Source organism: Endozoicomonas sp. ALC020, assembly GCF_049275935.1.
Taxonomy (GTDB): Bacteria; Pseudomonadota; Gammaproteobacteria; order Pseudomonadales; family Endozoicomonadaceae; genus Endozoicomonas_A.
This window is the reverse complement of the sequence record NZ_CP184830.1, coordinates 2862429-2881833: the sequence shown is the minus strand read 5'-3', so window position 1 is coordinate 2881833 and position 19405 is coordinate 2862429. Positions and strand designations below refer to the sequence as shown.

At 47.0% G+C, this 19405-nt stretch carries 14 protein-coding genes, 1 pseudogene and 1 riboswitch; of the genes and pseudogenes, 10 read left to right on the top strand and 5 right to left on the bottom strand.

Annotated features, from left to right (window positions below; genetic code table 11):
- Window positions 1–310 precede the first annotated feature (310 nt).
- Window positions 311–1684: an MATE family efflux transporter gene (locus ACOJUO_RS10330; RefSeq protein ID WP_422139748.1), complete on the bottom strand. Its 1374-nt coding sequence runs from the start codon at window positions 1682–1684 to the stop codon at window positions 311–313.
- 191 nt (window positions 1685–1875) lie between these two features.
- Here ACOJUO_RS10330 and mutM point away from each other — a divergent pair, with 191 nt between their 5' ends.
- The 5 genes from mutM to ACOJUO_RS10305 all read left to right on the top strand — a co-directional run bounded on the left by mutM (window position 1876) and on the right by ACOJUO_RS10305 (window position 6280).
- A complete protein-coding gene (mutM, locus tag ACOJUO_RS10325) occupies window positions 1876–2691 on the top strand; it encodes a bifunctional DNA-formamidopyrimidine glycosylase/DNA-(apurinic or apyrimidinic site) lyase (protein ID WP_422139747.1) in 816 nt (271 codons plus the stop codon).
- A gap of 64 nt (window positions 2692–2755) precedes the next feature.
- Window positions 2756–2858, top strand: a riboswitch (TPP riboswitch).
- Between the two features lie 80 nt (window positions 2859–2938).
- The gene (thiD, locus tag ACOJUO_RS10320; RefSeq protein WP_422139746.1) at window positions 2939–3757 is read left to right on the top strand and encodes a bifunctional hydroxymethylpyrimidine kinase/phosphomethylpyrimidine kinase; all 819 of its coding nucleotides are present in this window, start codon (window positions 2939–2941) and stop codon (window positions 3755–3757) included.
- 10 nt (window positions 3758–3767) lie between these two features.
- Entirely contained in the window at window positions 3768–4553 is a 786-nt protein-coding gene (locus ACOJUO_RS10315; protein WP_422136634.1) for an ABC transporter ATP-binding protein, read from the top strand.
- Window positions 4550–5302 carry an ABC transporter permease gene (locus ACOJUO_RS10310; RefSeq protein ID WP_422136633.1) on the top strand — a complete coding sequence of 251 codons (753 nt, stop codon included), beginning with the start codon at window positions 4550–4552 and terminating at the stop codon, window positions 5300–5302. Before ACOJUO_RS10315 ends, ACOJUO_RS10310 begins: the two co-directional genes overlap by 4 nt.
- Before the next feature lie 21 nt (window positions 5303–5323).
- Window positions 5324–6280: an ABC transporter substrate-binding protein gene (locus tag ACOJUO_RS10305; RefSeq protein WP_422136632.1), complete on the top strand. Its 957-nt coding sequence runs from the start codon at window positions 5324–5326 to the stop codon at window positions 6278–6280.
- A gap of 62 nt (window positions 6281–6342) precedes the next feature.
- On the opposite strand, the gene ACOJUO_RS10300 is transcribed toward ACOJUO_RS10305, so the two are convergent.
- The 4 genes from ACOJUO_RS10300 to xerC form a co-directional block, all read right to left on the bottom strand.
- Complete coding sequence (locus tag ACOJUO_RS10300) at window positions 6343–6939, bottom strand: hypothetical protein (protein WP_422136631.1); 597 nt, start codon at window positions 6937–6939, stop codon at window positions 6343–6345.
- 102 nt (window positions 6940–7041) lie between these two features.
- The gene (locus tag ACOJUO_RS10295; RefSeq protein WP_422136630.1) at window positions 7042–7659 is read right to left on the bottom strand and encodes a hypothetical protein; all 618 of its coding nucleotides are present in this window, start codon (window positions 7657–7659) and stop codon (window positions 7042–7044) included.
- A 155-nt stretch (window positions 7660–7814) separates the two neighbouring features.
- A complete protein-coding gene (locus ACOJUO_RS10290) occupies window positions 7815–8522 on the bottom strand; it encodes an HAD family hydrolase (protein ID WP_422136629.1) in 708 nt (235 codons plus the stop codon).
- Window positions 8522–9535: a tyrosine recombinase XerC gene (xerC, locus tag ACOJUO_RS10285; protein WP_422136628.1), complete on the bottom strand. Its 1014-nt coding sequence runs from the start codon at window positions 9533–9535 to the stop codon at window positions 8522–8524. Before xerC ends, ACOJUO_RS10290 begins: the two co-directional genes overlap by 1 nt.
- A 159-nt stretch (window positions 9536–9694) precedes the next feature.
- Between xerC and ACOJUO_RS10280 the strand changes: the two are divergent.
- From ACOJUO_RS10280 to ACOJUO_RS10260, 5 genes and pseudogenes are all read left to right on the top strand, one after another.
- A pseudogene (locus ACOJUO_RS10280) lies at window positions 9695–9832 on the top strand (RING finger domain-containing protein); the annotation flags it as partial.
- A 3-nt stretch (window positions 9833–9835) separates the two neighbouring features.
- On the top strand, window positions 9836–10267 hold the full coding sequence (locus ACOJUO_RS10275; protein WP_422137151.1) for a hypothetical protein: 432 nt from the start codon (window positions 9836–9838) through the stop codon (window positions 10265–10267).
- A gap of 292 nt (window positions 10268–10559) precedes the next feature.
- Complete coding sequence (locus tag ACOJUO_RS10270) at window positions 10560–12521, top strand: RING finger and CHY zinc finger domain-containing protein (protein WP_422139745.1); 1962 nt, start codon at window positions 10560–10562, stop codon at window positions 12519–12521.
- A 239-nt stretch (window positions 12522–12760) separates the two neighbouring features.
- The gene (locus ACOJUO_RS10265; RefSeq protein ID WP_422139744.1) at window positions 12761–15739 is read left to right on the top strand and encodes a CHY zinc finger protein; all 2979 of its coding nucleotides are present in this window, start codon (window positions 12761–12763) and stop codon (window positions 15737–15739) included.
- A 171-nt stretch (window positions 15740–15910) separates the two neighbouring features.
- Window positions 15911–19261 (top strand): CHY zinc finger protein, encoded by a 3351-nt coding sequence (locus ACOJUO_RS10260; RefSeq protein ID WP_422139743.1) that lies wholly within the window; start codon window positions 15911–15913, stop codon window positions 19259–19261.
- The last annotated feature ends 144 nt before the right edge of the window (window positions 19262–19405 follow it).

Here is a 19405-nt window from a genome sequence, read left to right as displayed (position 1 = left end):
GATTGGATCAGAATTCGTCAGCTTGATTCTGAGCAGCCAAGACTACGCATGCACCGACTGATAATAGCAAACCCCTGATAAGTCTGCCCAAATAGAGACATTCTCATGATGTGTCGTACTTATTCTTATTGGTTTTATCTCATCCGGCATCACACTGCCAACCCTGACAGAACAGGTGTGCACTGATTGGTAAAATTGAGACATTGTCCATATAGCTCTCAAGGCACCGGATACTGACAAGAGCCGACATTCGTCGGCCCTTTCTGACACTCAGATTGCACATTTTTCAATCAATATTCATGGCAAACGATTACGTCACAATGGCTCTCTTGCTCAGCGATCTGAAACGCAGCAGCAGGAATACAGCAGAAAGCGTCAGTGCCAGCACTAATCCGATCCAGAGACCATGGGGACCCATAGGTTCATCGGCGATAAAATCCGTCAGTCCCAGCGTATAACCCAGTGGCAGAGCTATACCCCAGCAGGCAATCAGAATAATGATCATAGGTACCCGGGTGTCTTTGTAACCCCTTAATGCACCATTGGAAGCGACCTGAATACCATCGGCGTACTGGAACAGTGCAGCAAAGATCAACAGCTGGGCAGCCAAAGCTTTAACCGCAGTATCCCGGGTATAAAGCGATGTCAGAGCATCGGCAAACGCCCACATAACAGCAGCAATCAGGGTGGCTGTCAGCAGGGTCGCTACGATACCCGAATACCCCGAGAACCTTGCAGCCTCAGGGTCACCAGCCCCAAGAGCCTGACCGACCCGTATGGTGATTCCCATGGATAGACTCAACGGCACCATAAAGGCCATGCTGGCGAGATTCAATGCAATCTGGTGACCCGCGACGGTCACTGCGCCCAGTTTGCCGATAACCAGAGCGACCGCCGAAAAGATACTGGCTTCAAAAAAGATGGCCAGACCGATGGGAACGCCGAGTTTCAGGTGAGCAGCTATTCGCCCCATGTCGGGCGATTCAAAACGGTCGAACAGATTCACTTCTGTATGCTTTTGATTGAACCGGGTGTAGCAGAACATCAACAGGCACATCACCCAGAAACAGATGGCTGTTGCATAGCCGCAACCTACGCTACCCATTTCCGGAAAGCCGAACTTGCCATAAATCAACACATAATTAAGCGGAATATTGATCAGCAAACCGACAAAGCTGATAAGCATGGCCGGTTTGGTAATGGAGCGCCCTTCGCAATAGCTGACCATGGTTTGATATAAACAGATCCCGGGCACACCCCAGGCCAATGCATCCAGATAAGCATCCGTCCTGGCAGCCATTTCGGCATTGATTTCCAGAACATTGAGCAATGGCATGGCATTCATCATCAACACCATACCGACCACACTTAACACCAGAGACAGCCAGATGGCCTGACGAACCGGTGAAGCAATCTGGTCAATTTTTCGGGCACCAAACAGATGGGCGACAGTCGGTGTGGTCGCCATCAGGATACCTCTGATTAACAGATAAATCGGAACCCAGATACTGGAGCCAATAGCCACCGCTGCAAGATCTTCTGCAGAGTATTGACCCGCCATACTGGTATCCACAAAGCCCATACCGGTAGTTGCCAGCTGCGCACCCAGAATCGGGGCAGATAAATAAATAAGCTCTTTAAGTTCCTTGGAATATCGTTGGTATAACGTTGGGCTGGCTGTCATTTTTACTCACTGTTCTGATGTGCTTTTACCAATACTGAATCGGGGTAAAAGTTAAACCATCTTACCAGTCACATAACAACATTTGATATGGCTAATTTGCCGTGACTTTTTGGGGCCCTGCGCGGGATTTTTACCTATTTCCTTTAGCCGGTTACATCGCCTTTTGATGACATATTTGCTACTGTCGGCGGATGCCTGAATTACCTGAAGTTGAAACGACCCGAAGAGGTATTGCACCTCATATTATTGGTCACACCGTATCGGATGTTATTGTTCGCAATCCACAACTGCGCTGGCCGGTTCCAGAACATTTGCAACAGCATTTGTCCGGGCAGGTTATCCGTGCAGTCACCCGACGGGCGAAGTATCTCCTGATCAAAACCGACGCCGGAACCTTATTGGTTCACCTGGGGATGTCCGGAAGCCTGCGCATACTGAAAGAACCGCAGGAAGCCCGAAAGCATGATCATGTCGATCTGGTTTTCAGTCACGGGATAAGGCTGAGATACACCGACCCAAGAAGGTTCGGAGCGGTTCTGTGGATCGACGACGATGTTATGAAACATGACTTGTTAAGCAAACTCGGCCCGGAGCCACTCGGTGATGAATTTACAGCCCAGAGGCTTTATCTCAAATCCAGGGGGAAAAAACAGCCGGTAAAAACGTTCATCATGGACAGCCATGTTGTTGTTGGGGTCGGGAATATTTACGCCAATGAAGCCCTGTTCAAAGCAGGCATCCGGCCTGACAGGCCCTGCGGAAAAATTTCCAAAGCCCGTTACGAGCGACTGACCGAAAGCATCAAAGAGATTCTGGAAAAAGCCGTTAAACAGGGTGGAACAACACTGAGGGATTTTGTCGGAGGCGACGGCAAGCCAGGTTACTTCAAGCAGGAACTGGCTGTCTATGGACGCAAGGGTGAAGCCTGCGTGCACTGTTCAACACCTATAGTAGAGATCCGGCTGGGTAATCGCAGTACCTGTTACTGTAAAAAATGCCAGCGTTAATCTGAACCGGGATTTAACCGACCTTTTGAGGATTAGACATAGTTACAGAAACAAAATAGACTCGCACCGTTGGTTGGGGTGTTCGGAATGAATGTTTTCCGGACTGAGAGAGACCCATTGAACCTGAACCGGATTATACTGGCGTAGGAAACCGACGATTGAACGGGCTCGCTATCCCCGACAGGATTTCCCCGGCACCGTTCTTCAGATACCTTTTCTACGTCAGTTCGAAGAAGTAAACCGAACGATGACTAATGAAACACCAATTGCCCTTACCATTGCCGGATCGGACAGTGGTGGTGGCGCCGGTATACAGGCAGACCTGAAAGCCTTTTCAGCATTGGGTGCCTACGGCTGCAGTGTTATTACCGCTCTGACCGCCCAGAATACTCAGGGCGTGCAGGGTATTTTTGACGTTGAGCCTGCCTTTATCCGTCAACAACTGGATTCAGTCTTTTCCGACCTGGCTATCAAGGCCGTTAAAGTGGGCATGTTGAGCCAGCCAGACGTTATCACAACGGTAGCGGATAGTCTGGCTCACTACCGCCCGGCCTATCTTGTGCTTGACCCTGTGATGGTGGCTACCAGTGGTGACGTTCTGCTGCACCAGAGCGCTATTGAGACTCTCAGGCAATTACTGATTCCCAAAGCCAGTCTGATCACCCCTAATCTACATGAAGCTGCGGTGCTTCTTGACTGCCCGGTGCCCAAAAATCCGGATCAGATGATCGATATGATTGAGCCATTGCTGGCGCTTGGCTCGCGGGCAGTTCTTCTTAAAGGTGGTCACCTGAGTGCTGGCAATAGCGATGATAAGGCCACTGATTTTTATCACGACGGGAGTTCTTTGCACCGACTGGAGTCCAACTGGATAAAAACCGCTAATACCCACGGCACAGGCTGCACACTCTCCTCAGCGATCACCGCATTGCTGGCTCGTGGCTACTCCATGAGTGAAGCCATTCCGGAGGCCAAAAAGTACATTGCCCAGGCCATTGCCCATGCCGATCAGCTGAACATCGGTCAGGGTAGCGGACCTGTTCACCACTTTTACAACATCTGGTGATCCGGTCTGAATGTTTGATGTTTTAGTAAAAAATGCTGCTCTGGCTTATGGTGAAAAGGTTATTTTTAATGGTCTTGACCTGACTCTCGCAGGAGGCGAGTGGACCTGTCTGCTCGGTGGCAGCGGGGTTGGCAAGACCAGCCTGTTGCGGTTGATTGCCGGTTTATCCACAGGCCAGCCCTCTACCCCCCAAAAAAATGTCTTAACCACAGCCGGCACTGTGCTCTGCCAGGATGGCTTTTCCCTTGAAGGTCGCATTGCCTGGATGGCCCAGCAGGATCTGCTGCTGCCCTGGTTCTCAGTCATTGACAATATTACGCTGGGTGAACGGCTCAGAGGCTCTTTCTTTAGACGAACAAAAGTCCCTGCCGAAGAAATGGCAAGAGCCAGACATATTCTCGAGCAGGTTGGCCTTGTGGATAAGTCTGACGAATTACCCCAGAACCTTTCCGGTGGACAGCGACAGCGCGTTGCCCTGGCCAGAACCCTGATGGAAAATCGCCCCCTGGTATTAATGGACGAGCCCTTCGGCGCCCTGGACGCCATCACCCGACTGAATCTTCAGGACCTTGCCTGTGAGCTACTGGCTCATCGAACGGTACTGTTGATCACCCATGACCCTCTGGAAGCCCTGAGGCTGGGCCATCGTATTTATCACCTTCAGGGACACCCCGCAAAATTAACCGAAGCCATTATGCCACCCGGTACCCCACCCAGATCATTGGCAAACAGAACCTTGCTGAGCCTGCAGGGTGAACTGCTGGAACGACTGAGACATGAGGAAGAGCATAAATGAAATTCTGGATGCCGCTGCTCAAGCCTTTTCTGGTAGTTCTCGGCCTGTTAGTCATTTGGGAAGCCATTGTCGTACTGTTTTCTATGCCGAACTATATATTACCGGGTCCGCTGGCAGTGCTGAGCAGTATGTACGACAATGCCTCTTTGCTGTGGGAACACACACTCGTCACCCTGACAGAGATGCTGCTGGGTCTGGTTCTGGGGGTTCTGTCGGGCATCCTGCTGGCTATGATTCTGGTTTATTTCGTAACACTTCGACCATGGCTTCTACCACTGCTGCTCATTACCCAGGCGGTTCCGGTCTTTGCACTGGCTCCCATACTGATGCTCTGGTTTGGCTACGGCCTGGCTTCCAAAGTAGTCATGACCATTCTGGTGATTTTCTTCCCGGTAGCCACCTGCTGCTATGACGGCTTGCGCCACACTCATCAGGGCTGGCTGGACATGGCAAAGACCATGGGCGGGAACCGTTTTTCCACACTGCGTCATATCCGCTGGCCGGCAGCCCTTCCTGCCCTCGCCTCCGGCTTGAGGGTTGCGGTTGTCGTGGCTCCCATAGGAGCTGTAGTCGGTGAATGGGTTGGCTCCAGCGCCGGGTTGGGCTACCTCATGTTGCAAGCCAATGCGCGCCTGTGGGTAGACCAGATGTTCGCAGCGCTGACGGTACTGGCTATCTGCTCTGTCGGTCTTTACTTCATGACCGATCTGGCTCTGAAAAAACTTATCCCCTGGCAACCTGCCACCTGACTCTGCTGAGGACTCATAATTTTGCTCGCACAAAAACTATTCAGAAAAGTGTCTGTTCTGCTGTCGCTTCTGTTGGCCAGCTCACTTTCATTTGCCCAACCTGTTAAAGAGCTGAACCTGATGCTGGAGTGGTTCGTCAATCCAGATCATGGGCCTATCGTGATTGCCCGGCAAAACGGCTACTTCAGGGATCAGGGGTTGAAAGTAAATATACAGGAGCCTGCTGATCCTAACCTGCCTCCCAAGCTGGTTGCCGCCGGTGATGTTGACCTCGCCGTCTATTATCAACCCAGCCTGACTCGCGGCGTCGCCAACGGCCTGCCTCTGGCCTGGGCGGGCACCCTGGTTGCGACACCTCTGGATGGACTGATTGTTCTGGAAGATGGGCCGATCCAATCCCTGAAAGACATGAAAGGGAAAACCATTGGCCTGAATATTGGCGGCAATGAGAACGCTTTTCTGGATACGCTGTTCAAACCTTACGGGTTTTCTTCAAAAGACATCAAGATGGTGAATGTTGGCTGGAACCTCTCTTCTTCCCTGATGTCAGGCCGTGTTGATGCAATTATGGGTGCTTACCGGAACTTTGAGCTGAACCAGCTGGCCATCGAAGGTCGACAGGGCAAGATGTTCTATTACGAAGAAAATGGTATCCCTCCCTACGACGAGCTGATTTTTATTGCCAACAGCAAGAAGCATGACAAGCAGGTGATCAGGAAATTCCTGCGAGCCATCGAACTGGGCACCCAGTTTATTGTCAACAATCCGCAAGCCTCCTGGGAAATTTTCAGGGATTACAGTCCCAAAAAGCTGGATAACGAGCTTAACCAACGGGCATGGTTTGATACGGTGTCACGCTTTGCTCTCAGACCCTCGGCCAGAGACACAGGGCGCTATGACCGTTTTGCCCGATTTCTCGAGGCCCATGGCGATCTGAAAAACATTCCAGAAGCTAAAGACTACATGCTGAATCTCTGATGAGCAGAGGGCAAAGCAGCTTCAGGTCAGCTGCCCTGCCTGACAGGCATCAGATAAAACAATCAAAATTCATCGTAATACCGTAATTTCCCTATCTGTTCCGGTGACTGCACCGGAACTTTAACGGCGTTGAATCTGTCGAATGCATTATTTTCTGGATTGAATACTTCATAGACAAATTCGTTACCATCAACTTTAATAACTTTGGTAATATCCAAACCACCTTTCGGGTTAATAATATTGGCTTTCGATTTAAAGTCATTTAGATCAACGTCTTTATATTTAAAATCGAATTCCAATCTTTCCCAGGTGTCTTTGGGGGAAATATGTCTAAGATCGAAGATCAACCTTTCCCCCGTGTCTTCAGGGGAAAACCATACACCAGAATAAGCTATTAATTTAAGATTCTGTTCCGGGATTTCTATAACCGTATCATATCTACCGTACAATATATCCTCACTGTAGTGTTCACCATACCCTGTAATAATGAACTTTACCGGACCTTTATAGCGCTGAGGTGGGTGGTAAGTAATATATTCGTTAAAAGGTAAATCATCTTCAGAAAGCCAAGTACCTATTATCTCGTTTTCCACTTCATCGGCGTGTAAATAAGTAAAAGACAGAAGTAGTATTATGCAAGCTGCATAGTTAATTTTCATTATCAGGTTTCTCCTATCCAAAAACATATAGACCAACGGAATATGGATTAAGTTCCAGAGATGCCTGAAAAACATTCCATCCACCAGAAACTGCATGCTGAATCACCGATGGGCAGAGGACGAACCGTTCTGAGGCCAACCGCTCTGCCTGTCAGGCCTCAAAAAAGTCAGTCGGATATCTTCGAGATGCGGTAGTTGCTTTATCTGCTCCATTGACTGACCCGGAAGTTTAACAGTTTTGAATTTGTCAAATCCCTTGCTATCTGGATTGTATTCTTCGTAGATAAATTCGTTAGCATCGACTTGTACAACTCTGGTAAGAGATAAACCTTGAGCTGGGTCTAAAATTTCTTTTCTGACTCTATGACGATCTAAATCAACGTTTTTGCTCTTAATATCAAGAATCATTTTTTCCTGTGAGTCTCTGGGAAAGAACCATAAACCACTGAAAGCTATTGCTTTACTACTGAGCATTGGCATTTCTACAACCACATCATATCTGCCGTATAATACATCCTCGCTAAAGCATTCACCACATCCTCTAATATTGAACAATGCCGACCCTCCAAACTGACAAGGTGGATGATAAGTTATATATCTATTAAAGGGTAAATTATCTCTGATAAGCCAAGTGCCTATTATCTGCTTTTCCACTTCATCGGCGTGTAAATAAGTAAAAGACAGAAGTAGTATTATGCAAGCTGCATAGTTAAGTTTCATTATCAGGTTCCTGGTATCCAAAAAAAATACAGTTCAGTGAAATATATATTAGGAATCCATAGATACCTGACAAAAAATTCCGAAGGACAGCACTGTCGTGCTGTCTATGAATTTGTGATAGATGGAATTAATTACCCGGTCAGTCAGGCGAAGACTTAATATTCTGGCTGAAGATCCTTGTCCAAAACCCTGAGCAGACCGGTTAGCGATCGTATCTCGTAATCAGGTCTGCGGTCGCCATTGAACGCCTTGTCAGCAGGATTAAACCAGACGGTTCCAATTCCCAGTGCTCCGGCACCAGCAACATCGGCTTTCAGGCAATCTCCCACATGAAGGGTCTCATCGGGAGTCACACCGGCACGCTCCATGGCTTTCAGGAACAGAGTCGGCTCTGGTTTCAGACTGTTGTAATCCTCTGCCTTGAGAGCAAAGTCAAAAAACTCACTGACCGACAATTTCCCAACATCGACATTGCCATTGGTGACCGCAGCCAGCGTATAGTCTGCTGACAGATGAGAAAGGACTGGCTGAACTTCGGGAAAACACTTCACATCATGACGCCACTCCATAAACTCCCGCATCAAGTCACCGGCAATTTCTTCCGCTCTTGATTCCGGGCAATCGCAGTCTTGCAGAATCTTCTGCAGAGAAAACCGGCGCAGTTCCGTAATCTGATATTTGAGCTGCGGATGATCCTCCAGGAGTTTGACCCGATACTCAAACACTTGCTTGGGGTTCATTCTATCGTGGGTTGCTGGCCAGTACTCACAGAGTTTTTTCCAGGCTTTCTGTTCTGCCCGAATCAGTACCGGCATGTTTTCCCAGAGCGTGTCATCCAGATCGAAAGTGATCAGCTTTATCATTATTTTTTCCTTTTGGGTTCTTTTATTGCTGAAGGCTCCTGATCTTCGGTAACTCTCTCTTCCCTATCAGACGGTTCATTAACAGAGGACGTCTTACTGACTCTCTGTGCTCTCGGATGAGCCTTATCATATACGTCGGCCAGATGTTGAAAATCAAGATGGGTATATATCTGGGTAGTGGCAATATCACTGTGCCCCAACAGCTCCTGAACCGCCCTGAGATCGCCACTGGACTCCAGCAGATGACTGGCGAAAGAGTGTCTCAGCAGGTGAGGATGCATACGCCCTGAGAGACCCCTGTCTCTGGATAGCTGACTCACACGGTTTTGCACCTGACGGGCACTGATACGATTACCCTGCTTTGAGAGAAACAGGGCCTGTGCATTTTTTTCCGGAAAAATAACTCTGACGGACAGCCATTTTTTTATAGCTTCACGCGCCTTTCGACCCACCGGCAGCCAGCGTTCTTTTTTGCCCTTGCCCAATACGATCACCTGCCTGTAATCATCCTGGAAACTATTGAGATTCAAGCCAACCAGTTCCGAGAGGCGCAGCCCCGAAGAATAGAACAGTTCCAGGATAGCCAGATCCCTGATCACTAATGGGTCATCATCCTCCTGATCAAGCAGCCTGGTGAGTTGATCGGCATCCATGGTGACAGGTAACTTTCTGCCCACCTTGGGTGCAGTGACTCTCTGGGCAGGGTTATCCGCAACCTTTCCCTGCCGGTTAAGGTAACGATAAAAACTGCGAACGGATGAAAGCAGGCGATGCAGACTCTTCTGCCCAAGGCCCTGGCCATGCAACTCTGCCAGCCATGTCCGGAGCTGACGTTCTTCAAGCTTTTGCCACTGAGTGATTCCAAGCACTTCGGCCTGCTTCAGTAATTTACCCAGATCTCTCTGATAGGCCGAGCAGGTGTGAACAGAGCTATTTTTTTCAAACTTCAGATAATCGAGAAAAGCATCAATATCCTGTTGCAGGAAACCCATGACAGAACCTTTGGTAAGCACATCTGTTCATCATTCACCAAGCCCTCTGTCCATGCAATATCGATAACGATGGTTCTTTTGCATTTTTGCGGGAAATATAGCTCGCGACCAACCTCCCGTTACCCGCAGGGAACCAAAACCAGATACAGGTGTCAAATGTTAAAACAGTGAGGTTTTCATATGAATGCTACCGAAGGTGTTAGATGTGCAATATGCCACGATTCAGTAGATTGCAGTCCCTTCAAACTAACATGCGGACATGCTTTTGGTAAATCGTGCGTACGGGTATGGATGGAAAGTTCTGACCAAAAGAACTGCCCGATGTGTAGAAAAGAATTAACTGATGACGAAATAACACAGATAAACGATCTCCCGTTATATGATCGAACTGTAAATGTTTTGAAAAAAGCTACCCCAATCTTTACCAAAACTGCTTCGTTTTATCTCAGGTTTTGCTGCATTTACGTTGCTGTTTCCGCAATTAAGTTAAAGTCTGAAGCTTTCTCAGTTTCATATATTACCAGTATTTTGAATCCTGCCGTGTCTATTCCAACAGGTGTTATCGGGGCTCTCGGGGCTGCTACTGGTGTCCCCAGAGTTTATTCAACTGCTGCTGGGGCTGCATTCGGGGCTAGTGTCATGGCTTTGGCTGTGTCTAATAATTCTTTCGTTAAAGCTTTCCCTGAACGGGTTATAGTAGGGGTCATTTCGGGGGCTTCAATAGCTTTTACATCATATAACAGTAGGAGGTGAGTTTCACTTTCATCCGCTTCGACCTTGCAGTGACTCGTGATTAAGGCAATGAACCGTACAATTATCCTGATTCGAGCGAGTGAGTGCGTTTAAGGCTCTGCGATTCACGGAAAGTACCCCGTCTGGCAATTCTGAAGTTCTTGTCTATTCTCTGTCTGTTCTACCAACATCAGTCAATAGCGTCCCTTTCTTTTTCCAGAGCAGAAAGTCAGCACAGATTGTTCCGGCGTTTTCCGTCAGACAAGAAGGGCCGGGTTGGTATTATTAACACCCGTTGTTTAGAAAGATTTGAATGCGTTTTTACCGTTTCTTCCTGGCATTTGTTCTTTTACTACTGGCTCTGGCGGTCCTGCCGTTGTGCTATTGTGCAACCATTATTGACCAAAACAATCACGATGGACACAGGGTTCGGATTGAAATCAATGATGATACAGATCTGCAGCGGGCGAGTCTGTGGCAAGTCAGTTTGCTGCTTCCGGAAGGCTTCAATAACCGAAAAAGCAGCCTTTGTTTTATGGCACCTGTGGTGCCAGCAGGTTCGAACAGTATCCCGCTATTGACCACGAACGACCCGGTTGACTATTGCTACCAGCTGACAGAGAAGCAAACACATGTCTTTCAGGATGTCTCAAAACATGCCTCTGAAAACGGCACACTGGTTCGTTTAAAACTCACGACGGAAGACAGACCAGAGTCGGCTTTTATCACCACCAATCAATCGCTGAAACCCCATACTACTTCTCATAGAGAGGGCTTAAAGGCAGGTAATGGTGGTGGAGAACCATCAGGCAAGGTATCAGATAAAGCTCCAAAGGACGAAAGTAACGACCACCAAAAAGAAAAAAAAGGTGAACCTGGAGATAAGGGGAGCGACTCACCGGGAGAAAGCAATTATGGCAGCGAAGAGGGTAATAACAGAAAAGACGGCAATGGAAAAGAAAGTGCAAAAAACACCTGGACTCAAGACCTTCAGCTAATTGCCAACCAACTCGTAGCCCTCATTGAAAGCGACGATCCCGATGCTGTTTTTATGCTAAGGCAAATACTGGATGAGCTGAACATGCCTCAGCGTTTGCAGGTTCTCGAAACAAAAAGCACAAACACCAGTGGCAATACTGTCACGCCTCTTGAGGCAATATTGAAACTGCAGCGTTCTTTCTATGAGAACTCAACGCGCAACCGGTTTATCGAGCAGTTGATAGAAGCTACGAGCGACCAAACAAGGACTCTGGATGATTTTAACATTCTGTCTGAACTCCAACCGATCATTGCAACTGACCGGTCAATGCCCGAAGCAAACGACAATAACCTGATGATTTTGTATAAGATTGTTCAGGACTTCATCAACAGATTCAATCAATCTGACCAACAGCCATCAATAGGTCACTTTGAAAAATCTTGCTTTACTGAGTACTTCGTTCAATTACTCCTGCTTTATTCAAACCCAGTTGAATCCATTCGTGAGCTGTTAGGGAAAATGTCAGATTCAGTTATCAGACATGATATTATGAATTCTGCACAATCATTAACATTCTCCACTCCTTTTCACGCTATCCTTATACAACTTGAACAGCACCCATCGTTCCATGAATTAGAAGGCCTCTCAAATGAACTGATAAGGCAGGCGCCTGGTTCCCACCTACATAATGAGGAGGCAACCCCGTCGGGTGCAGAATTAACGACACGGGTTCAAAAAACCCGAGAGCGATTGTGCGAACATTACAACAGGCTCTGCCGTGTGAATTTTAAGTGCTGTGGTTTGTATTTCCCCTGCCACAAATGTCATAACGAGAGCGATAAATGCAAAGTGACAGATTGCAGGGCTGTTGATGCAACATGGCTTCTATGTTCTGTATGTGGATATGAAGGGACGATTACGGAGAACTCCCAGACATGTCCAAACTGTAACGAGCAAATGTCGCAATATTTCTGTGCAATATGCAAACACTTTACCGATACGGAAAAAGAACCATACCACTGCGATAAATGCGGCATTTGCCGAGTAGAAAAGGATGGAAGCTATCACTGTGATGTTTGCAATACCTGTTTACAAGACGTTCACAAATGCCGGGAAAACGCAGGCCACGATGACTGCGGCATCTGCATGGAAGATGTCTTCCGCGGTGGCAAAGTACTCCCCTGCTCCCACATAGTTCATCATGAGTGCGCCATTGCAATGATTCAAAACGAGATAAGAACCTGCCCTGTTTGCAGATACCCTCTATACAGTCCGTTGGATGAAAACAATAATTAACCGTCTGACCGGATTTAATAATCACCGTCGTGATCGCTTCATGTTTATAAGCAAGTAACCCATTTAGCAATTCAGAAATTCTTGTCTATTCTCTATTTGTTCTGCGAATAATAAGACCGGTCAATAATGTTCCTCTATTTTTCAATTGCAGAAAGTCAGCACAGATTGTCCTGACTTTTTCTATCAGACCAGAAAGTTGGTGCTGGTGTTATTAACACAAGTTATTTGGAAAGGTTTGAATGCATTTTTACCGTTTTTTCATGGCATTTGCACTTTTCTTAATGACTATGATGACTGTGCAGTTGTGCCATTCCTCCACCATCATTGAACGACACTATCCCGATGGGCGCAGAGCTCGGATTGAAATCAATAATGGCACAGATCCTCAGGGTATGAGTCAGTGGCGAATGAGTTTGCTGCTTCCGGAAGATTTCGATGACCAAAACAGCACCCTTTGCTTTAAGGCACCCGTGGTGTCAGCAGATTGGAACAGTATCGCACTATTGGTCAACAACCACTTGAGTAACTATTGCTATCAGCTGGTAATAGCCGCAAAGGAGCAAACATCCGTCTTCCAGGATGTCTCAAAACGTGCCTCTGAAAACAGCCTGCTTGTACGCTTGAAATCCAGGACGGCAGACAAACCGGAGTTGGCTTCTGTCGCCATCCACCAACTCCTGAGCGGCAAATCCCATGCTAACCCACTAACCCTTCTGGTTTACCCCGACAGGATGACTGACCCTGGGCTGGAAGTCGGCCAAACCCGAAATAGCACACTGACAATGACGGGAGACAGACTGGCTGGCAACGCAGATTTTTCCGGTGGCGGCAATGGAGGCTTCTTTTACTCGCCCCCTCCACCATGGGGAGGAGGTGGGAGACCATCAGGATTATTCGACATAGATCTGGTTGTCCTGAAACCCGTCAGCAACTGGCTAATGTCTAAGGGCAAGGACTCCAGCTCTTTTGAGAAACAGCCATACCCGGCGCGTTTGAAAATGACACGCGTTAACGCAGATGGCTCCTCCAGTGAAGCCGTTATACCCGTTGGCTGGCTTGACTTCCTGAGCACTGATCAACTGACCGATGTTAATTTCTGGAACACCCTCTTCCAGCGTGCCACCACTTCTTGCCCGGCCAGCGAAAGCCTTCAGTCGCAGCTTGGCTGTTTGAAGCGATTTCTTGAGTTCACTGTCTTGAAGACAGATCATGCTGGCGGCTTAAAGGCAGGTAATGGAGATGGAGAACCATCAGGCAAGGCAAATGATAAAGCACCAAAGGACGAAAATAACGACCATCAAAAAGAAAAAAAAGGTGAACCTGAAGATGAGAAGAGCCATTCAACCAAAGAAGGCAATGATGGCAGTGAAGAGGGTAATAACAGAAAAGACGACAACGGTAAAAAAAGTGCAAAAAACACCAGGACTCAAGACCTTCAGATAATTGCCAACCAACTCATAGCCCTCATTGCAAGCAACGATCCCGATGCCGTTTTTAAGCTGAGGCAAATACTGGATGAGCTGGACATGCCTCAGCGTTTGCAGGTGCTGGAAACAAAAGGCACAAACACCGAAGGCAACACTGCCACGCCTCTTGAGGCGATATTGGAACTGCAGCGTTCTTTCTATGAGAACTCAACGCGTAACCGGTTTATCGAGCAGCTAATAGAAGCTACCAGCGAGCAAACAAGGACTTTGGATGATTTTAACATTCTGTCTGAACTCCAACCGATCATTTCACCTCACCGGACATTGCCCGAAGCTGTCAACAACAACCTGACGATTTTGTACAAGATTGTTCTGGATATCATCCACAGGGTCAATCAATCTGACCAGCAGCCGCCCTTAGGACAATTTGAAAAATGTTGTTTTACCGAGTACCTGGTTCATTTGTTACTGCTCTATTCAAACCCAATTGAATCGATTCGTGACCTGTTAGAGAAAATACCAGATTCAGTCATGATCTGTGATATTATGTTTTTTGCAAAATCATTGACATTCTCCATCTCTTTTCGCAACGCTTTTTTACGACTTAAACAGCACCCATCGCGCGATGAATTAGAACGCCTTTCAAATGAGCTGATGTGGCGGGCGCTTACTCACTCACAACAAGTGCTTTCTATAAAGCCTGTAATCAATCACAGTGGTAATACCTTCAACTGCACAACTGCAAGCAATGCAAATAAATTCGCCGATTTCATCCAGCAAATTGATAGCAACCAAAGTGCCTCCGGGTCCACCGTCAGTTCTACTGACTTAAGTGCTAATAGATACTTACAGCAGGGAGCCAGGCCTAAACCTCCAGCCCTTTCTGATCAGCAAAATCCCTCTTCCCAAAAGCGACTCCAGACAGGACGTGCACATCATAATCATCGGACCAATGGGACACAGGAACGATCCGATTTGGAAGTGTCGAGGAGAAATCAAAACGTCTTAAGTCCATATCCGATCACTGGTTCCCTTCTCGTTAAGCTGAAAAGACACGCTGAGGAAAAAAGAGAGAAAAAAAAACAACAGATAAGACAGATAGAAAGACAACAGAAGGCAGCAGCCAGCCCGGCGATGCAGAGTAATGGCAAAGAGTGTTCTGCTTCTAACCAGCAGTCGAGCAACCATAATGAGGAGACAAACCCATCGGACGGGCAGCTAAAGACATCTGTGCAAGTAAATCGAAAGCCTTTGTGCGGTCATTACCATAGGTTATGCCGTGTAAACTTTGGTTGCTGTGCCGGGTATTTCCCCTGCTACATCTGCCATAACATGAGTGATTATTGCGAGGTTAAAGATCTCCAAGCTGATAAAGCAATAAAGCTAAAGTGTTCTATCTGTAACTACGAGGGGGACATTACGGAAGACTCCCAGACGTGCCCGGGATGCGACCAGCTGATGTCGGACTATTTCTGTGCAAAATGCAAACACTTCACCAATTTAGAAAAAAAACCGTTCCACTGTGATAAATGCGGCATTTGCCGAAAATTCAAGGATAAGTGCTTTCACTGTGATGTTTGTAATGTCTGCCTGGATAGAAGGTATCAAGACAATCACAAATGCCGGAAAAACTCAGGCCACGACGAGTGCTGCATCTGCCTGGAAGATGCCTTCTCCGGCTGCGTGATACTGCATTGCTCCCACAAAGTACATCGTGATTGCGGCGATGCAATGATTAAAAGTGGGATAACAACCTGCCCTCTTTGCAGACGCTCTCTGTACAAACCGTAATCCATATAGCAATTCTGACACACTTGACTATTCTCTGTTTCTACTACAAATAACAGGATTGACCAGTGATGTTCATTTATTTTTCAGAGCAGAACTGTTTTTGCCCATTCTGTCTATCAGATAAAGAGAACAAGTCGCAATTATTGACACAAGTTCTGTAGTGCAATTTGAATGCATTTTTACCGCTTGTTCACAGCATTTGTTCTTTCACTGCTGGCTATGGCGGTCGTGCCTTTATGCTATTGCTTAACCATCATTGACCGACACAATCCCAATGACAGGGTTCGGATTGAGATCAATGAGGGAACAGATTCTCAGGGTGTGAGTCAGTGGCAATTGAGTTTGCTGCTTCCGAAAGGCTTCAATGACCGAAAAAGCATCCTCTGCTTTAAAGCACCTGTGGTGCCAGCAGATTCGAGCAGTATCGCACTATTGGTCACGACCGACTTGAGTGACTATTGCTATCAGATAGTCATAGTGACAGGGGAGCAAACACGCGTCTTCCATGGTATTTCAAAACGGGCCTCTGAAAGCGGCATACGGGTTCGCTTAAAATCAACGACAGCAAACAGACCAGAGTTGACTTCTGTCACCAGCAATCAACCCGTCAAACCCCATACAGCTCCTCTTACCCTTCTAATCTATTCCGACAACATCACGGAAAGTGTGCTGGAAACAAGACAAACCCGAAATAACACACTGGCAATGACAGGTGACAAGCTCGCTGGCAACACAGATTTTTCCGCTGGCGGTGATGAAGGCTTCTCCTATTCACCGCCTCCACCATGGGGAGGAGATGGGAGGCCATCGGGATTATTCGACATAGACCTGGTTATCCTGAAACCCGTCATCAACTGGCTGATGTCCATGGGCAAGGATTCCAGCTCATTTGAGGAACAGCCATCCCCGGCGCGTCTGAAAATGACACGCATCAATGCAGATGGTTCTTCCAGTGATGCCGTTATAACCTTGGGTTGGCTTGACTTTCTGGACATTGAACAACTGACCGATGTTAATTTCTGGAACACCCTCTTCCAGCGTGCCGCCACTTCTTGCCCGGACAGCGAAAGCCTTCAGTGGCAGCTTGGCTGTTTGAAGCGATTTCTTGAGTACACTGCCTTGAAGACAGATCATGCTGGTGGCTTAAAGGCAGGTAATGGGGATGGAAAACCATCAGGTAAGGCATCCGATAAAGCATCAAAGGAAGAAAATAACGACCATCAAAAAGAGAAAAAAGGTGAACCTGAAGATCAGCAGAACAATTCACCGGGAGAAAGCAATCATGGCAGTGAAGAGGGTAATAACAGAAAAGACGACAATGGAAAAGAAAGTGCAAGAAACGCCAGGATTCAAGACCTTCAGGTAATTGCGAACCAACTCGTTGCCCTCATTGAAAGCGACGATCCCGATGCCGTTTTTAAGCTGAGGCAAATACTGGATGAGCTGGACATGCCTCAGCGTTTGCAAGTTATCGAAACAAAAAGCACAAACACCAGTGGTAATAGTGTCACGCCTCTTGAGGCAATATTGAAACTACAGCGTTCTTTCTATGAAAACTCAACGCGCAACCGGTTTATCGAGCAGCTAATCGAAGCTACGAGCGTTCAAACAAGGACTTTGGATACTGTCAACATTCTGTCTGAACGCCAACCAATGATTCCACCTGACCGGTCAATGCCCGAAGCTGGTGACAATAACCTGATGATTTTGTATAAGATTGTTCAGGACATCATCAACAGGTTCAATCAATCTGTCCAACAGCCATCATTAGGACACTTTGAAAAATCTTGCTTGACTGAGTACTTCGTTCAATTACTCCTGCTCTATTCAAACCCACTTGAATCCATTCGTGAACTGTTGGAGAAAATATCAGATTCAGTGATAAGACGCGATATTATGATTTTTGCACAATCATTTACATTCTCCATATCTTTTCGAGAAACCCTGATACAACTTGAACAGCACCCATCGTTCCATGAGTTAGAACGCCTCTCAAATGAACTGATGAGACAGGCGCCCGCTTCCCGCATACTGCAAGAGCCCCCACTACTGGTGTCTTCAGTAGAGCCTGTAATCAGTAACCATGATAATACCAATGGCAGAGCCACAAACAACTCAAACAGATTCGCACACTACACCCAGCAAGTTAACAGCTACCGAAGTGACTCCGGGTCTACCGGCAGTTCCCCCGTCGTCTTGCCAGCCGATAGATACATACAGCAAGGGGCCAGGCCAAAGCTGTCTGACCCTGGTGATCAGGAAAATCCCTCTTCCCAAAAGCGATTTCAGACAGGGCCTTCTCATGGTAATCATCTCACCAACGGAGCACACAACCGATCCGATTTGGAGGCGTCTGGAATAAATCAAAACTTCTCAACTAAACATTCGACCGATGACTCCCTTCTCGTTGAGCTGAAAGGCCGCGCTCAGGAAAAAAAAGAGAAAAAAAGACAACAGACTAAAGAGTTAACTGAACAGGCTCAAGAATTACCAATAGAGAAGCAGTCTTTAACTGCAGAAGTTCAAGCGTTAAAAACAGTGATTCAGGAGCTAACTAAGTTAAAAACAATGATTCAGGAGCTAACTAAGGAGACTCAAGGATTAAGACTAGAGAATCAGGTGTTGGTTGCGATGAATGAAAACCTGATTACAAAAAATCAGGAGCTATACAAGTCTATGGACAAATCAAATACTGAAGCGCTGCATTTGAAGGAACAAATCAAAAAGTTGCACGTTGATCTCAGAAGACAACAAGAATTAGTAGACCATTTGATCCATCGATCAGATTATCAGACGGCATCAGCCAATCAGAGGGTACAAACCAATAATCTTGCGATGAACAGCAATGGCACAGTGTTTTTAGCTCCTTTCCATCCGTTGAACACTGACAATGAGAAAGCAAGCCCGCCGAAAGAGCAGTTAAAGACATATGCGCAAGAACAACGAAAGCCATTGTGCAAAGATTACCGCAGGCTCTGCTATGTAAAATTTGAGTGCTGTCAATGGTACTTCCCTTGCCATAAATGTCATAACAAAAGTGATCGATGCGAAGTTACCTCTCGAAAAGCTCTTCACACGACACGGCTTTTATGCTCTGTGTGTGGATTCAATGGGGATATTACGGAAGACTCCCAGACATGCCCGGGATGCAACGAACTAATGTCGGAGTATTTCTGTGCACAATGCAAACACTTCACCGATTTAGAAAAAAAACCATACCACTGCGATAAATGCGGAATTTGTCGAACATCTAAGGATAATGCCTTTCACTGTGATGTTTGTAATGTCTGCATGAATACAAGACTTCAAGACAGTCACAAATGCCGGGAAAACTCAAGCCACGATGAGTGCTGCATCTGCCTGGAAGATACCTTCTCCGGCGGCAGGATAATGCCTTGCAGTCACAAAGTACATCGTGAGTGCGGCGCTGCAATGTTTGTAAACGGGATAAGAACCTGTCCTATTTGCAGACACCCTTTAGACGCCTGGTTTGATGAAACAATCATTAAACCATCTGACTGAATTTAATAGTCGCTACCAGCGACCGCGTCTGACTTGCATAGGGAGTTAGAACGTTCGATTGGTATAAAATGAGTTTTTAAAAATAGCAGCACCGTACTGCTACCACAGCCCGGTATCAAGCCCTGCAAGACACTTTCAGGTTGA

Bases quoted from the DNA above. Each gene is read 5' to 3' on its own strand.
- ACOJUO_RS10330 (WP_422139748.1), bottom strand. From the start codon at position 1,684: ATGACAGCCAGCCCAACGTTATACCAACGATATTCCAAGGAACTTAAA.
- mutM (WP_422139747.1), top strand. From the start codon at position 1,876: ATGCCTGAATTACCTGAAGTTGAAACGACCCGAAGAGGTATTGCACCT.
- thiD (WP_422139746.1), top strand. From the start codon at position 2,939: ATGACTAATGAAACACCAATTGCCCTTACCATTGCCGGATCGGACAGT.
- ACOJUO_RS10315 (WP_422136634.1), top strand. From the start codon at position 3,768: ATGTTTGATGTTTTAGTAAAAAATGCTGCTCTGGCTTATGGTGAAAAG.
- ACOJUO_RS10310 (WP_422136633.1), top strand. From the start codon at position 4,550: ATGAAATTCTGGATGCCGCTGCTCAAGCCTTTTCTGGTAGTTCTCGGC.
- ACOJUO_RS10300 (WP_422136631.1), bottom strand. From the start codon at position 6,939: ATGAAAATTAACTATGCAGCTTGCATAATACTACTTCTGTCTTTTACT.
- ACOJUO_RS10295 (WP_422136630.1), bottom strand. From the start codon at position 7,659: ATGAAACTTAACTATGCAGCTTGCATAATACTACTTCTGTCTTTTACT.
- ACOJUO_RS10290 (WP_422136629.1), bottom strand. From the start codon at position 8,522: ATGATAAAGCTGATCACTTTCGATCTGGATGACACGCTCTGGGAAAAC.
- ACOJUO_RS10275 (WP_422137151.1), top strand. From the start codon at position 9,836: ATGTGTAGAAAAGAATTAACTGATGACGAAATAACACAGATAAACGAT.
- ACOJUO_RS10270 (WP_422139745.1), top strand. From the start codon at position 10,560: ATGCGTTTTTACCGTTTCTTCCTGGCATTTGTTCTTTTACTACTGGCT.
- ACOJUO_RS10265 (WP_422139744.1), top strand. From the start codon at position 12,761: ATGCATTTTTACCGTTTTTTCATGGCATTTGCACTTTTCTTAATGACT.
- ACOJUO_RS10260 (WP_422139743.1), top strand. From the start codon at position 15,911: ATGCATTTTTACCGCTTGTTCACAGCATTTGTTCTTTCACTGCTGGCT.